Genomic DNA, 14,393 nt, shown 5'->3' with positions numbered 1-14,393 from the left:
GCGGCCCACAGGCAGGCGCAGAGGCCGGCGCCGAAGCGGGCGGCCGGTCCGGGGACCGGCCGCCCGCCGCGCGCGTTCAGCGCTGCCGCCCGCGGAGCCTGCGGACCAGCAGCACGAGCAGCAGGAGCCCGGCCGCCACCGGCAGCACCCGCTTCAGCACGGGCGCGCCCGCGGTGTCGAGCAGGTCGATCGGCTCGTCCGGCACGGCGTGCAGCCGCGGCCGGGGTTCCGGAGATGTCACCTCCTCAGCTTCCGCCGGCGCGAGCCGCGTCGCCAGGCATTCCGCGAACTCGTCGATGATCCGGCCGCTGACCTCGCTGATCAGGCCCCGGCCGAGCTGGGCGGGACGGCCGGTGACGTTCAGGTCCGTCACCACCGACACCTCGGTGCCGGGGGCGGTGGCGTCCCGCGCGGCGGTGAGGGCCACGGACACGGTGGCGGACGCGGTGCCGTTGCCCCTGGTGTCCTTGCCGGACGCCTTCAGCACGGCCGCGTGCACCCGTTCGTCGACGGACGTGAACTCGCCGGTCCCCTTGTACAGCAGCGTGACGGGGCCGAGCTTGACCTTGACGGTGCCGGTGAACGTCCGGTCCTCGACGCCGGTGAGGGTGGCGCCGGGCATGCACGGCGCCACCTTCTCCGGGTCGAGCAGGGCCGCCCACACGTCCGGCACGGGCGCGGGCACGGTGAACCGGTGTTCCAGCTTCATGCGCCCACCGCGGCCGTCACCGCCCGTTCGGTGAGCACGCGGGCCAGGTGGGACCGGTACTCGGCGTCGGCGTTGCCGTCGGACGGCGGGTTGGCGCCCTCGGCGGCCCTGGTCGCGGCGGACGTGATCGCCTCCGCCGTCGCCGGTTGCCCGACCAGCGCCTCCTCGACGCCGCGGGCCCGCACGGGCGTCGCGGCCATGTTGGTCAGGCCGACCCTGGCGTCGGCGATCCGTCCGTCGGACACCCGCACGGCGGCGGCCACGGCCACGATCGACCAGGCCTGCGCGACCCGGTTGAACTTCTCGTAGTGCGCGCCCCAGCCGGTCAGCTTGGGCACCTTCACGTGGGTGAGCAGCTCGTCGGGGGCCAGGGCGGTGGTGAAGTAGTCGACGAAGAACTCCGCCGCCGGCACCTCCCGCGTCCCGTCGGGCCCGACGCACACCATCACCGCGTCGAGCGCCAGCGCGGGCGCGAGCAGGTCGCCCGCCGGGTCGGCGTGGGCCAGCGAGCCGCCGAACGTGCCGCGGTGCCGGACCTGCGGGTCGGCGACGGTGTCCGTGGCCAGGCGGAGCAGCCCGGCGTGCTCGCGCACCAGCGTGTCGCGCTGCACCTCGTAGTGCGTGGTCATGGCGCCGATGCGGAGCGAGTCGCCGTCGTCGTGCACGCCGGTCAGCTCGGTCAGCCCGGACAGGTCCACCACCAGCGTCGGCGCCGCCAGCCGCATCCGCAGCACCGGGATGAGGCTCTGCCCGCCCGCCATCACCTTCGCGTCCTCGCCGCCCGCGGCCAGGGCGCGCACCGCCTCGTCCACCGACGTGGGCGCGACGTAGTCGAACCGGTCCGGGATCATTCGGCGCCTCCCCGCGAGTGTGCCTGGTCGTCGGCGGCGATCGAGCCGAGCCCGCCGCCCGCGCCGGGCGTGGTCGGCACGGCGTCACGGCGGCCCTGGATCGCCTTCCACACCCGCATCGGGGTGCACGGCATCTCCACGTCGGTGACGCCCATGTGCCGCACCGCGTCGACGATCGAGTTCACGACGGCGGGCGTGGAGGCGATCGTGCCCGCCTCGCCGACGCCCTTCACGCCGAGCGGGTTGCTGGTCGCCGGCGTCTCGGTGCGGTCGGTGGTGAAGTGCGGCAGGTCCACCGCGGACGGCAGCAGGTAGTCGGCGAACGTGGCCGTGGTGAGCGTGCCGCTCTCGTCGTGCACGGCCTCCTCGTACAGGGCCTGCGCGATGCCCTGCGCCAGACCGCCGTGCACCTGGCCCTCCACGATCAGCGGGTTCACCACCTTGCCGACGTCGTCCACGCACACGTACGAGCGGATCTTCACCGCGCCGGTGCGCGTGTCGACCTCGGTGGCGCACAGGTGGGTGCCGTGCGGGTAGGAGAAGTTCTCCGGGTCGAACGTGGCCTCGGCGTCCAGCCCGGGCTCCACGCCGTCGGGCAGGTTGTGCGCGACGTGCGCGGCGACCACCACGTCGCCGAGCGCCATCGTGGTGGACGTGCCGCGGACCGAGAACGCGCCGGACGTGAACTCGACGTCGTCCTCGCCGACCTCCATGAGGTGCGCGGCGACGGTGCGGGCCTTCGCGAGCACCTTGTCGGCGGCCAGCACGACGGCCACGCCGCCGACGGCCAGCGACCGGGAGCCGTAGCTGTCCATGCCGCGGTGGGACACGCGCGTGTCGCCGTGCAGCACCTCGACGTCCTCGAACGGCACGCCGAGCCGGTCGGCGACGATCTGGCTCCACGCCGTCACGTGGCCCTGGCCGTGCGGTGACGTGCCGGTGATCAGCTCGACCTTGCCGGTGGGCAGCATCCGGATCGCCGCGTGCTCCCAGCCGCCCGCCGCGTACCGCAGCGCGCCGAGCACCCGTGACGGCGCGAGCCCGCACATCTCCGTGTAGGTGGAGATGCCGATGCCGAGCTGCACCGGGTCGCCGTTGGCGCGGCGCTCGGCCTGCTCGGCGCGCAGCGCGTCGTAGCCGAACAGCTCCTTCGCGCGGGCCGTCGCGGCCTCGTAGTCGCCGGAGTCGTAGGTGAGGCCCGCGACCGTGGTGAACGGGAACTCGTCGTGCCTGATCCAGTTCTTCTCGCGCAGCTCCAGCGGGTCGACGCCCAGCTCGGCGGCCAGCTCGTCCATGATCCGCTCGATGGCGAACGTGGCCTCGGGCCGCCCCGCGCCCCGGTACGCGTCCGTGGGCGTCTTGGTGGTGAACACGTTGGTGCAGGTGAACCGGTAGGCCGGGAACTTGTAGATGGCGTTGAACATGAACGCGCCGAGGATCGGCACGCCGGGCGTGACCAGGCGCAGGTAGGCGCCCATGTCGGCGAGCAGGTCCACCTTCAGGCCGGTGACGGTGCCGTCGCGCCGGGCGCTGACGGTGATGCGCTGCAGCTGGTCGCGGCCGTGGTGGGCGGACAGCATCGACTCGGTGCGCGTCTCGGTCCACTTGACCGGCTTGCCGAGCCGGCGGGCGGCGAGCAGCGTCAGAACCTCTTCGGGGGTGACCTGGAGCTTGCCGCCGAAGCCGCCGCCGACGTCCGGCGCGATGACGCGGATCTGCTGCTCCGGGATGCCGAGCACGGCCGACAGCATCCAGCGCAGGATGTGCGGCACCTGCGTGGACGACCACATGGTCACCGAGTCGGGCGACGGGTCGACCACGACGGACCGCGGCTCCATGAACGCCGGGATCAGCCGCTGCTGGCGGAACGTGCGCTCGACGACCACCTCCGCGTCGGCGATCGCCTGGTCCACGTCGGAGCCCGTGCCCGCCTCGGCGGAGTCGAACACCCAGGTCGCGCACTTGTTGGTGCCCAGGTCGGGGTGCACGAGGTCGGCGCCGTCCTGGATCGCCTTCGCCATGTCCAGCACGACGGGCAGGTCCTCGTAGTCGACGTCGATCGCGGACAGCGCGTCGTGCGCCTCCGCGGCGCTGCGGGCGACGACGAGCGCGACCGCCTCGCCGGCGAAGTTCACCCGGTCGACCGCCAGCGACGGCGCGGGCGGCGACACCATGTCCTCGGTGATCGGCCACGCGCACGGCAGGCTGCCCTGCTCGGCGGCGACGTCCTGGCCGGTGAGGACCAGCAGCACGCCCGGCATCCGCACGGCCTCGGTGACGTCGATCGACGTGATCCGGGCGTGCGCGACGGGGCTGCGCAGCAACGCCAGGTGCAGCATGCCGCTGAGCTGGGTGTTGTCGGTCCAGCGGGTGGCGCCGGTGATGAGCCGGGCGTCCTCCTTGCGGCGGCGCGCCTTGCCGACCTCGCGCTCCACGCCGGGTTCGGCGGTGGCGGTCATTCCCCACCGCCCGCGTGCATCGGGGCGCGTTCCACCAGCGCGGACTCGTCCACCCGCTCGGCGTCGGGGCCGGCGCCGGGGCTCATGGTCCGCGCCGCGTCGCGGACCGCGCGGACGATGTTCTGGTAGCCGGTGCAGCGGCAGAGGTTGCCCTCCAGGCCGTGCCGCACCTCGTCCTCGTCGGGGTCGGGGTTGTCGGCCAGCAGGTCGATCGCCTGCATGATCATGCCGGGGGTGCAGAACCCGCACTGCAGGGCGTGGTTCTCGTGGAACGCCCGCTGGACGGGGTGCAGCTCGCCGTCACGGGCCAGGCCCTCGACGGTGGTGACCTCGTGGCCGTCCGCCTGCACCGCGAGCACGGCGCACGACTTCACGCTGTGGCCGTCGAGGTGGACGGTGCACGCGCCGCAGTTGCTCGTGTCGCACCCCACGACGGTGCCGGTCTTGCCGAGTCGTTCGCGTAGGTAGTGGACGAGCAGCGTGCGGGGTTCGACCTCGTCGCTGTAGTCCACCCCGTCGACGGTGACGGTGATCCGCATGAACCCTCCAAGATGTGGTGGTGATGGGGGTCACATCGAGACTGCTCTTGGTTGCGTCGTCAAACAACCTCCTCACTTGTGGATGGAGCCGTCCGTCCGGGTCAGGCGCCCACCTCCCCCGCCCCACCGCAGCGCGATGACCTCGGCCGCGATCGACACCGCCGTCTCCTCCGGCGTGCGGGCACCCAGGTCCAGCCCGATCGGCGACGCCAGCCCGGCCAGCTCGTCCTCGGTGAGGCCCGCCTCCCGGAGCCGCCGCAGCCGGTCGTCGTGCGTGCGGCGCGACCCCATCGCGCCGACGTACCCGAGCTTCAGCCGCAGCGCGACCTCCAGCAGCGGCACGTCGAACTTCGGGTCGTGCGTGAGCACGGCGACCACCGTGCGCTCGTCCACCTTCCCCGCCTCGGCCTGCGCGGCGAGGTAGCGGTGCGGCCAGTCGACGACCACCTCGTCGGCCTCCGGGAACCGGCTGCGCGTCGCGAACACCGGGCGCGCGTCGCACACCGTGACGCGGTAGCCGAGGAACGCGCCCAGCTTCGCCATCGCGGCGGCGAAGTCGATCGCGCCGAACACCAGCAGCCGCGGCGGCGGCTCGAACGAGTTCACGAACACCGCCATGCCCTCGCCGCGCCGCTGGCCGTCCGGCCCGTAGCGGAGCGTGCCGCTGCGACCGGTGGCGAGCAGGCCGCGCGCGTCGTCCGTGATCGCGTCGGCGGCCCGCCGCGACGGGACGTCCCCGGTGGCGTGGTCGGGCCGGACGACCAGCCGGCGGCCCACCCACGCCGGGTCCTCGTGCTCCACGACCGTCGCGACGGCCACCGGCGCCTCCGCCCGCACCGCCTCCAGCACCTCGGGCAGCTCGGGGAACGTCTCCGCGCTGACCGCCTCCACGTAGACGTCGATGATCCCGCCGCAGGTCAGACCCACCGCGAACGCGTCGTCGTCGCTCACCCCGTACCGCTGGAGGACCGGCCGGCCGGTCTCCACGACCTCCTTGGCCAGCTCGTAGACGGCGCCCTCGACGCAGCCGCCGGACACGCTGCCGACCACGGCGTCGTCCGGACCGACGAGCATCGCCGCTCCGGGCGGGCGGGGCGCGGAGCTGAACGTGGCGACCACCGTGCCGACGCCGACCGTCTCACCCCGGTCGACGCGACGGGCCAGTTCGACGAGGACATCACGCAAGTCGGACCTCCTCCAGCAGGGCGCGCAGGGTGTCGAGGCTGTGGCCGGCGAGCAGCCGGTCCACGTGCGGCAGGGCGGCGGCGATGCCGGACTGCACCGGCTCGTACCCCTCGTGGCCCGCGTGCGGGTTGACCCAGACGACCTTGTGCGCCAGCCGCGCGAGCCGCCGCGCCTGCTCGGCGAGCAGGGTCGGGTCGCCGCGTTCCCAGCCGTCCGAGCAGATCACCACCACGGCGCGCCGCGCGGCCCCGCGCTGCCCCCAGCGGTCGAGGAAGACCTTCAGCGTCTCGCCGAGCCGCGTGCCGCCCTCGTAGTCGGGGACGGCGCGGGCGGCGGCGAGCATGGCCTGCTCGGGGTCGCGGTGGCGGAGCTGGCGGGTGACGCGGGTCAGGCGGGTGCCGAGCGTGCACACCTCCACCGGCATGCGGCGGGCGACGACGTGCGCGAACCGGAGCAGCGCGTCGGCGTAGGGCTTCATCGAGCCGGACACGTCGATCAGCAGCACCACCTTGCGCGGCCGGGTCGCCCGCCGGCGCCGGCGCGGCCGGGTCACCTCACCCGTGGCGATCATCCGCTTCAGCGTCCGGCGCGGGTCGACGTCACCCCGGCGCGCCGGCGTCCGCCGCAACGCCCGCCGCGTCGGCGGCACCGGTTCGAGCAGCGCCAGCAGCTCCCGGAGGTGCCGCTTCTCCGCCGGGCTCAGCGAGGCGATGTCCTTGCGCCGCAGCACTTCCACGTCACTGGCCGCGACCTTCACCGTCGGCGACCGCCCGCTGCCGCCGGCCGAGCCGTTCCCGAGCGCCGCGAGGTGGCTCGTCTGCCGCGCGCGCCGGCCGGGAGCCGGCGGGGGCGCCCCGCCGAACCACGCCGCGAACGCCGCGTCGTACCGGGGCAGGTCGTCGGGCTCGGCGCACAACGTCACCCGACCCGCCCAGTAGACCTGGTCGCGCCGCGCCAGGTCCACGTGGGCCGTCGCGGCGACGAACGCCTGCACCCGCTCGGGCCCGCACGCGACGCCGCCGTGCCGGAGCGCGCGGGCGAACCCCACGAGCCCGGTCGACGCGCCGCCTCCGGTCATCCCACGATTGTGCTCCCGATCACGTCGGTCAGCACACCGGCCGAAAGGGCGCGCTGGGCGTCCTCCCGGTACTTCAGGACGGCACCGAGCGTGGTCGCCGCCGTGTCCGCGTCCAGTTCCGTGCGGCCCAGGGTGAGCAGCGCTTCCGCCCAGTCGAGTGACTCGGCGACGCCGGGCGGCTTGAGCAGGTCGAGGTCCCGCAACCGCCGCACGGCTGACGCGACCTGGTGCGCGAGGCGTTCCGTGACGCCCGGCAGGCGGCGGCGCAGGATGGCGACCTCGCGGGCCAGGTCCGGGTGCTCCAGCCAGTGGTAGAGGCAGCGGCGCTTGAGGGCGTCGTGCACCTCCCGGGTGCGGTTGGACGTGAGCACGACCAGCGGTGGGGTGGCGGCGGCGATCCGGCCCAGCTCGGGGATCGTCACCGAGTTCTCGCCCAGCACCTCCAGCAGGAACGCCTCGAACTCGTCGTCCGCCCGGTCCACCTCGTCCACCAGCAGCACGCACGGCGCGTCCTCCAACGCCTGGAGCAGCGGACGGGCCAGGAGGAAGCGGCGCGTGTACAGCGACGCCTCGGCGGCCTCGGCGTCCACCGGCCCGGCCGCTTCGAGCGCGCGCAGGTGCAGCAGCTGGCGGGGGAAGTCCCAGTCGTAGAGGGCCTGGGTGGCGTCGATGCCCTCGTGGCACTGGAGGCGGATCAGCGGCAGGTCGAGGGCCTGCGCCAGGGCCACGGCGAGGGACGTCTTGCCGGTGCCCGGCTCGCCCTCGCAGAACAGCGGGCGGTGCATCCGCAGCGCCAGGAACGCCGCGGTCGCGATGCCCGCGTCGGGCAGGTAGCCGACGCGGTCCAGCTCTCCGGCGAGCTCCTCGGGGGTCACGTCTCCGAGGGTAGGCGGCGATAGCGGCCGGGCGCCGTTCCGCGCGCCCGCTTGAACGCGGCGGCGAAGGCGAACTCCGACGTGTAGCCGACCCGCGCGGCGATGGTCGACAGGGGCGCGTCGGTGTCCTTCAGGAGGCGGGCGGCGGTGGTCATGCGCCACCACGTCAGGTACGTCAGCGGCGGTTGGCCGACGAGCGCGGTGAACCGCCGGGCGAACGGGGCGCGCGACAGGCCGGCGGTGGCGGCGAGCTTCGCGACCGTCCACGGGTGCGCCGGGTCGCGGTGGATGTGGTGCAGGGCGGTCGCGGTGACGGGGTCGTTCAGCGCCGCCGCCCAGCCGGTGGTGTGCGGCGAACCGGTGAACCACGTGCGCAGCAGGTAGACGAGGAGCGTGTCGAGCAGCGACGGCACCAGGGCGTCCGAGCCGAGGCGCGGGTGGTCCAGCTCGCCGGCGAGGAGGGTGACGGCGGCGTGCAGCTCCGGGCCGGACACGAGCACGGTGTCCGGCAGGTCGCGGAGCAGCGGGTGGACGTGCGCCAGCTCGTACGCGCCGCACACCGTGACGGTGGTCGGGTTGGCGGGCGCGGGGTGTGCGGCGAGGTCCGGGTCGTGCGCCTCTTCCGCCAACGGGGTCGCCGGGCTGTCCGCGAGCGTGTGGCCCCGGCCGTCGGGCAGGAACACGACGTCACCCGCGTGCAGCTCGACCGGGTCGGCGTGGTCGCGCAGGAGCCAGCACGAGCCCTCCAGCACGACCTGGAACCCGGACGCTCCCGGCACCGGCTCGAACCGCCGCGCCCACGGAGCCTCCCACGCCACCCGTGCAGCGACGGGCCGTCCCGTCCGCATCACCGCGACCACGTCGCTCAGCACGTCCACAAGACGATTGAACATGAACAGCGGACGTCCAAGCATGGATCGTCTCGGTGCGGCTTCCTACGGTGATCAGGTGAAGAGCGCACGGATTCATGAGTACGGCGACCCGCGGGTGATCGTGGTCGAGGACATCCCGATCCCCCGACCGGGGCCGGGCGAGGTGCTGGTGGAGGTGGCGGCCACGTCGTTCAACCCCACCGAGGTGGCGGTGCGGGCGGGGATCTTCCCGCTCCCCCTGCCGCGCACGCTCGGCTGGGACGTGGCCGGCACGGTCGACGGCGAGCCCGTGATCGGCTGGATCGACGGCGCGGCCGCCGAGTACGCCGTCACCACCGCCGACCGGCTCGTCCCCGCCCCGCGCGCCGTCCCGCTGCCCGACGCCGCCGCCCTCCCCCTGGCCGGCCTGACCGCGTGGCAGATGGTGTTCGAGCACGCGGAAGTGCAAGCGGGACAACGGGTCCTCGTCAACGGCGCGGGCGGCGGGATCGGCGGGTTCGCGGTGCAGCTGGCCAAGCACGCGGGCGCGCACGTCACCGCCACCGCGTCCCCGCGCAGTGCCGACGCCGTGCGACGGCTGGGCGCGGACGACGTCGTCGGCCACGGCCCGTCGGGGCGGTTCGACGTCGTGCTGAACCTGGTCGCCGACGCCGAGGTGGCCCGGCTGGGCGACGTCGTCGTCTCGGCGACCAGGAGCGACGCCCCCGACGCCCACGTCGTCACCCGCTTCGACCCGTCCCAGCTCACCGCGTTGGTGGCGTTGGTCGACCGGGGCGTGGTCGCGCTCGACGTGTCCGAGCGGCACGGCCTCGCCGACCTCCCCGAACTGCACCGCCGGGCCGAAGCGGGCGACCTCAGGGGCAAGGTCGTCGTGGCACCGCGGCAGTCGTGACACCCCCGAGAGCCGTGACACCCTGAGCGTCGTGACACCCCGGGAGTCGTGCCACCCTGAGACCGGGGGTCCGGGTGAAGTCAGGGTGCGCCCCCGATGCCCTGAAGCGCCTGGCAGAGCACTCTTGAGCCATGACGAACGACGTGCTCACCGAAGCCACCGACAAGGTCAAGAAGCTCCGCCGCAGCCGGAACGACAAGATGGTCGCGGGCGTCTGCGGCGGCGTCGCCAAGCTGATCGGCGTGGACGCGGCGCTGCTGCGCATCCTGCTCGTCGCCGCCACCCTCTTCGGGTTCGGCGCCGGCGCCGTCTTCTACATCGCGGCGTGGTTCATCATGCCCGAAGAGGACTGAGCGCCCGAGGCTGAGCGCCGGAGGGTGAGCGCCGGAGGGTGAGCGCCGGAGGGTGAGCGCCGGAGGGTGAGCGCCGGAGTGCCGCCGACCCTCACCGCGGGAAGCCCGGCACGCCCGGGAGCGCCTGCCACGGCCGGGGACCGTCGAGGGGGCGGTACTCGACGCCGAGCGCGTCGAGCCGCGGCAGGTGGTGCTCGGCCAGCCGGGCCAGGAACTCCGCCTCGTCGCGCTCGGGCGGGCTCCACACGACCTCGGCGAACGCGCTCAGCCGGGGGAAGGCGGCGTAGTCGAGCCGCCGCGGCGAGTCGAGGTGCTCGGTCCACAGGTTCGCCTGCGCCCCCAGCACCCGGTCCGCCGCCGCCGGCTCGTACCGGTACACGTCCGCGAGGGTCGTGACGGTGCCGACGGGGATCGGCTCGTCCGGGTGGTCGGACTGCCGGTAGTCCAGGTAGACGTGCTCCTCCGGGCACATCACCACGTCGTGGCCGCGGTCCAGCGCGGTCAGGCCGGGCTGCTCGCCGCGCCACGACGCGATCACCGTCCGGGCGGGCAGGGGGCCGACGGCCAGCACCTCGTCCCAGCCGAACGGCCGCCGCCCGCGCTGGTGCAGGTGCTGGGCGACGCGGCGGACGAACCGGCCGTCGCCGCCCTCCGCCTCGTCGCCGCCGAGCCCGACCACCTCGGACGGGAACACGTCCAGCAGCTCGTCGAACACCTGCCGGAAGAAGTCCACAGTGGACTCGTCGGCCTTCAGCACGGCGGGGTTGACGCCCCAGTCGGTCCACACCCCGCCCGGTGACGTGCCCAGCTCCGGGTACGCGGCGACGGCCGCCCGGCTGTGCCCCGGCACGTCGATCTCCGGCACCACGGTGATGTGCCGTGCCGCCGCGTACGCGACGACTTCCCGCAGGTCGTCCTGGGTGTAGTAGCCGCCGTGGGGACGCCCGGCCATCCCGCCGGACCGCCGGTCGCCGAACCGCGAGTCCGGCCGCCACCCGCCGACCTCGTGCAGCCGCGGGAAGCGCCGCGACTCGAACCGCCAGCCCTGGTCGTCGGTGAGGTGCAGGTGCAGGACGTTCAGCTTGTGCACGGCCAGCAGGTCGACGTACCGCAGCAGGTCGTGCTTGGGCAGGAAGTGCCGCGCCACGTCCAGCATCACGCCCCGCCACGCGAACCGCGGGTGGTCCTCGATCGCGCACACCGGCAGCGTGACGGCCCCCGGCGGCACGGCGCGGAACGCGTCCGGCCCGCTGAGCTGCCGCAACGTCTGCCGGGCGTAGAACTCGCCGGCGTCGTCGGACGCCTGCACGCGCACGCCGTCGGACGTCACCGACAGCCGGTAGCCCTCGGCGGGGCCGGCCACCCGCTCGACCTCGAACGCGCCGTCGAACGGCACCTCGCCGGCGCCGCGGCGGAACGACACCGGACGGGGCAGGATCACGACTTCACCGCCCCGGCCAGGCCCGCGACCAGCCGCCGCTGCACCAGCACGAAGAACACCAGCACCGGGATCGTCATCAACGTCGAACCGGCCATGATCGCACCCCAGTCGTTCTGGTCGGGTTTCACGAACACCTGCAACGCGAGCGGCAACGTCTGGTTCTCCGCCGCCGAGATGATGAACGTCTTGGCGAACAGGAAGTCGTTCCACGCGTGGATGAACGACAACACGCTCGTCGCCACCAAACCAGGCGCCACCAACGGGAACAACACCTGCCACAGGAACCGGAACCGCGACGCGCCGTCGAGCGTCGCCGCCTCCTCCAGCTCCACCGGCACCGCCGCGACGAACCCGCGCAGCATCCAGATCGCGAACGGCAGGCTGAACGCGAGGTGCACCAGCACCAGCGAGCCCAGGTGGTTGAGCCCGAACACCGGCGCCACGTCCCGCACCGACTGCATCACGAAGAACAGCGGGATGGTCAGCGCCTCCACCGGCACCATCTGCACCACCAGCAGCATGACCAGCAACGTGGTGCGGCTGCGGAACCGGAACCGGGTCAGCGCGGTGGCCGCCAGGAACGACAGCAGCAGGCTCAGCAGCACCACCGCGACCGCCACCACGACGCTGTTCAGCAGGTACCGGCCGAAGCTCTGCACGGTCAGGGCGCGGACGAAGCTGTCGAACGTCGGCGCCAGCGTCCACGGCCGCGGGTCGGCCGAGATCACCTCCGCCTCCGGCTTCAACGCCGTCAGCACCATCCAGTACAGCGGGAACGCCACCACCGCCGCGACGGCGACCGTGACGGCCTCCGCCGCCCACCGCCCGCTCCGCCTGCCCCGCCGTCCGGTCGGGCTCACAGGACCTCCCCGCTCCGCCGCAGCGCCCGCAGGTAGCCGACGGTGACGATCAGCAGCAGCACCGTCGTCACCACGCCGATGCTCGCGCCCAGCCCGTACTCCGAGGCGGCGAACGCCTGCTGGTACGCGTAGACGTTGAGCACGAGGTTCCGCCCGGCGATGCCGCCGCCGTTGGTCATGATGTAGATCTGGGTGAACACCTTGAAGTCCCAGATGATCGACTGGATCGTGACGACGATCAGCAGCGGCCGCAGCAGCGGCAGGATCACCGTCGTCGCCGCCTTCGCGGTGCTCGCGCCGTCCAGCGCGGCGGCCTCCAGCACCTCGCCCGGGATCGCCTTGATGCCCGCGTAGAGCGTCACCATGACGAACGGGAACGAGCACCAGATCACCTGCGCCGCGACCAGCCCGAACGCCACCCACTTGTCGTAGGTCCAGGAGAACCCGGTGGTGCCCAGCAGCTCGTTGGCGAACCCGAAGTTGGCGTCGAACAGGAACAGCCAGATCGTCGACCCGGCCACGGCGGGCGTCGCCCACGCGCCCAGCGCGGCCAGGAACAACGCCATCCGCGCCCACGTGCGGACCCTCGTGACCAGCACCGCCAGCGCCGTGCCCACGAGCAGCGTGCCCACCACGCACACCGCCGCGAACGCGACCGTCTGCCCGAGCACGGCCCAGAACCGGGCGTCCCGGAGCAGGTCGGCGTAGTTGCCCAGCCCCAGGAAGGTCAGCGGCGCCCCGCCGCTGACCTGCTCCTGGCCGTAGTCGAACAGGGAGATCACGACGAGCTGGTAGATCGGGTAGCCCATCAGCCCGACCAGCACCAGCAGGGCGGGCGCGAGGTAGGTGAACGCGACCCGCCCGTCGCCCCTCCGCGCGGGCATCATGAGCCGAAGGCGGCGTTCATCTGCTGGGCCGCTTGCGCCGCCGCCCGGTCGAGGTCTTCCCCGCCGGCCGCGACCTGCTGCAACAACGTCGGCAGCACGGCCTGCGCGTCGATCTTGGCCCAGTCCGGGGTGACCGGCACGAACCGCGTGCCCGCGTCCAGGGTCTTGATGAACGGCTCCAGCACCGGGTTCGCCTTCGCGACCTCGTCCTGGACGTCGCCGAACGTCGGCAGGTTGCCCATCGCGTCGAACATCTTCCGCTGGTACGCCTTGCCGCCCAGCAGCCGCACGAACTCGGTGGCGAGGGTCTTGCGCTCGCTGCCCTTCAGCACGCCGAGCAGGTTGCCGCCCGCGAACGCCGGCGCGATGTCACCGGCGTTCTTGCCCGGCAGCGGCACGACCGCGTACTTGCCCGCGGCGCTGGACGCGTCGACCGACTTGCGGTTGAAGTCACCGCCCACGACCATCGCCGCCTTGCCGGCGCGGAACGCCTCGACGCTCGCGTCGCCGCCGTTGCCCGCGCACTGGGCGGGCGGGCAGATGTCGTCCGCGATGAGCTCGGTGTACTGGCGCAGGCCCGCTTTCGACTCCGGGCTGTCGATCGCGGAGACGTACTTGTCGCCGTCCTTGCGGGCGATCTCGCCGCCGTTGGCCCAGACGAACGGCATCGCGCCGTAGGTGTACTTGCCGCCGGCGGAGATGCCGAGCAGGTCCGGCTTGGCGGCGCGGATCCGCCGGGCGAGCGGGGCGATCTCGTCCAGCTTCGTCGGGGGCTGGAGGTTCAGCTCCTGGAAGACGTCGGTGCGGTAGTAGAGGGCGCGGACGCCGACGTACCAGGGGACGCCGTAGACCTTGCCGTCCACCTTGCCCGTGTCGAGGACGGCGGGCAGGAGGTCCTTCGCGTCGGGCCACTGGTTGAGGTCGAGCTCGGCGAACCCGCCGCCCGCGACGTAGCCGGCCAGGTCGGTGTTGCCGAACTCGGCGACGTCGGGGGCGCTCTCGGGGTCGCTGAAGGCGGCCTTGAACCGCTCGGCGCGGGTCTGGACCTGGATGTACTGGACGTCCACGGTGACGCCCTGGTGCGCGGCCTGGAACTCGGTGACCGCCTCCTTGACGACCGCTTCCTTCGGGCCCCGGTTGACCTCGTCGAACAGCCAGACCCGGAGCCGGCCGGTCTGCTCGTCACCGCCGGCGGGGGCCGAGCCGGACTGGACCGGGGCGCACCCGGCCAGCACGACGGCGCCCACGGCTGCTGCCACTACGAACCGCATCCTCGCCCACCCTTCCGCTGTATCGTCGTTGCGCCATACGCAACGCGTATTTCACGGGAAGCAACGGGGATGCTAATGCCGGGTCGGCAAGCGGTCTAGACCAGATTGCGACGGGAGCCGG

Annotated in this window: 14 protein-coding genes; 2 read left to right on the top strand and 12 right to left on the bottom strand. The window is 73.3% G+C overall.

What is annotated here, in order from left to right; translation table 11 throughout:
• Window positions 1-76: 76 nt before the first annotated feature.
• The 8 genes from ACRAKH_RS02485 to ACRAKH_RS02450 all read right to left on the bottom strand — a co-directional run bounded on the left by ACRAKH_RS02485 (window position 77) and on the right by ACRAKH_RS02450 (window position 8,574).
• On the bottom strand, window positions 77-709 hold the full coding sequence (locus tag ACRAKH_RS02485; RefSeq protein ID WP_380729582.1) for an SRPBCC family protein: 633 nt from the start codon (window positions 707-709) through the stop codon (window positions 77-79).
• Window positions 706-1,560: an FAD binding domain-containing protein gene (locus ACRAKH_RS02480; RefSeq protein ID WP_380729584.1), complete on the bottom strand. Its 855-nt coding sequence runs from the start codon at window positions 1,558-1,560 to the stop codon at window positions 706-708. The genes ACRAKH_RS02485 and ACRAKH_RS02480 overlap by 4 nt, the downstream gene beginning before the upstream one ends.
• A complete protein-coding gene (locus ACRAKH_RS02475) occupies window positions 1,557-4,019 on the bottom strand; it encodes a xanthine dehydrogenase family protein molybdopterin-binding subunit (RefSeq protein WP_380729586.1) in 2,463 nt (820 codons plus the stop codon). The genes ACRAKH_RS02480 and ACRAKH_RS02475 overlap by 4 nt, the downstream gene beginning before the upstream one ends.
• Window positions 4,016-4,558: a (2Fe-2S)-binding protein gene (locus tag ACRAKH_RS02470; RefSeq protein WP_380729588.1), complete on the bottom strand. Its 543-nt coding sequence runs from the start codon at window positions 4,556-4,558 to the stop codon at window positions 4,016-4,018. The genes ACRAKH_RS02475 and ACRAKH_RS02470 overlap by 4 nt, the downstream gene beginning before the upstream one ends.
• Before the next feature lie 72 nt (window positions 4,559-4,630).
• Window positions 4,631-5,743, bottom strand: a complete 1,113-nt coding sequence (locus tag ACRAKH_RS02465) for an XdhC family protein (protein WP_380729590.1) — start codon at window positions 5,741-5,743, stop codon at window positions 4,631-4,633.
• Window positions 5,736-6,821 (bottom strand): vWA domain-containing protein, encoded by a 1,086-nt coding sequence (locus tag ACRAKH_RS02460; protein ID WP_447009597.1) that lies wholly within the window; start codon window positions 6,819-6,821, stop codon window positions 5,736-5,738. The genes ACRAKH_RS02465 and ACRAKH_RS02460 overlap by 8 nt, the downstream gene beginning before the upstream one ends.
• Complete coding sequence (locus tag ACRAKH_RS02455) at window positions 6,818-7,696, bottom strand: AAA family ATPase (RefSeq protein ID WP_380728007.1); 879 nt, start codon at window positions 7,694-7,696, stop codon at window positions 6,818-6,820. Before ACRAKH_RS02455 ends, ACRAKH_RS02460 begins: the two co-directional genes overlap by 4 nt.
• Window positions 7,693-8,574 (bottom strand): AraC family transcriptional regulator, encoded by an 882-nt coding sequence (locus ACRAKH_RS02450; protein WP_380728009.1) that lies wholly within the window; start codon window positions 8,572-8,574, stop codon window positions 7,693-7,695. Before ACRAKH_RS02450 ends, ACRAKH_RS02455 begins: the two co-directional genes overlap by 4 nt.
• Before the next feature lie 70 nt (window positions 8,575-8,644).
• Between ACRAKH_RS02450 and ACRAKH_RS02445 the strand changes: the two genes are divergently transcribed.
• Together ACRAKH_RS02445 and ACRAKH_RS02440 are read left to right on the top strand one after the other, a co-directional pair.
• Window positions 8,645-9,460 carry an NADP-dependent oxidoreductase gene (locus tag ACRAKH_RS02445; protein WP_380728011.1) on the top strand — a complete coding sequence of 272 codons (816 nt, stop codon included), beginning with the start codon at window positions 8,645-8,647 and terminating at the stop codon, window positions 9,458-9,460.
• Window positions 9,461-9,591: 131 nt separating this feature from the next.
• On the top strand, window positions 9,592-9,813 hold the full coding sequence (locus tag ACRAKH_RS02440) for a PspC domain-containing protein (RefSeq protein WP_380728013.1): 222 nt from the start codon (window positions 9,592-9,594) through the stop codon (window positions 9,811-9,813).
• A 91-nt stretch (window positions 9,814-9,904) separates the two neighbouring features.
• Here the strand turns inward: ACRAKH_RS02440 and ACRAKH_RS02435 are convergent, their stop codons facing one another.
• From ACRAKH_RS02435 to ACRAKH_RS02420, 4 genes are read right to left on the bottom strand one after another with little or no spacing between them, the layout of a single operon-like run.
• Window positions 9,905-11,251 (bottom strand): beta-N-acetylhexosaminidase, encoded by a 1,347-nt coding sequence (locus ACRAKH_RS02435; RefSeq protein ID WP_380728030.1) that lies wholly within the window; start codon window positions 11,249-11,251, stop codon window positions 9,905-9,907.
• On the bottom strand, window positions 11,251-12,114 hold the full coding sequence (locus tag ACRAKH_RS02430; RefSeq protein ID WP_380728016.1) for a carbohydrate ABC transporter permease: 864 nt from the start codon (window positions 12,112-12,114) through the stop codon (window positions 11,251-11,253). The genes ACRAKH_RS02435 and ACRAKH_RS02430 overlap by 1 nt, the downstream gene beginning before the upstream one ends.
• Window positions 12,111-13,001: a carbohydrate ABC transporter permease gene (locus tag ACRAKH_RS02425; protein WP_380728018.1), complete on the bottom strand. Its 891-nt coding sequence runs from the start codon at window positions 12,999-13,001 to the stop codon at window positions 12,111-12,113. The genes ACRAKH_RS02430 and ACRAKH_RS02425 overlap by 4 nt, the downstream gene beginning before the upstream one ends.
• Window positions 12,998-14,272 carry an extracellular solute-binding protein gene (locus ACRAKH_RS02420; protein ID WP_380728020.1) on the bottom strand — a complete coding sequence of 425 codons (1,275 nt, stop codon included), beginning with the start codon at window positions 14,270-14,272 and terminating at the stop codon, window positions 12,998-13,000. Before ACRAKH_RS02420 ends, ACRAKH_RS02425 begins: the two co-directional genes overlap by 4 nt.
• Window positions 14,273-14,393 lie beyond the last annotated feature (121 nt).

This window comes from Saccharothrix hoggarensis (assembly GCF_052936025.1).
Note: the sequence above shows the minus strand (reverse complement) of the source record. Positions and strands in the feature narration are given on the sequence as shown.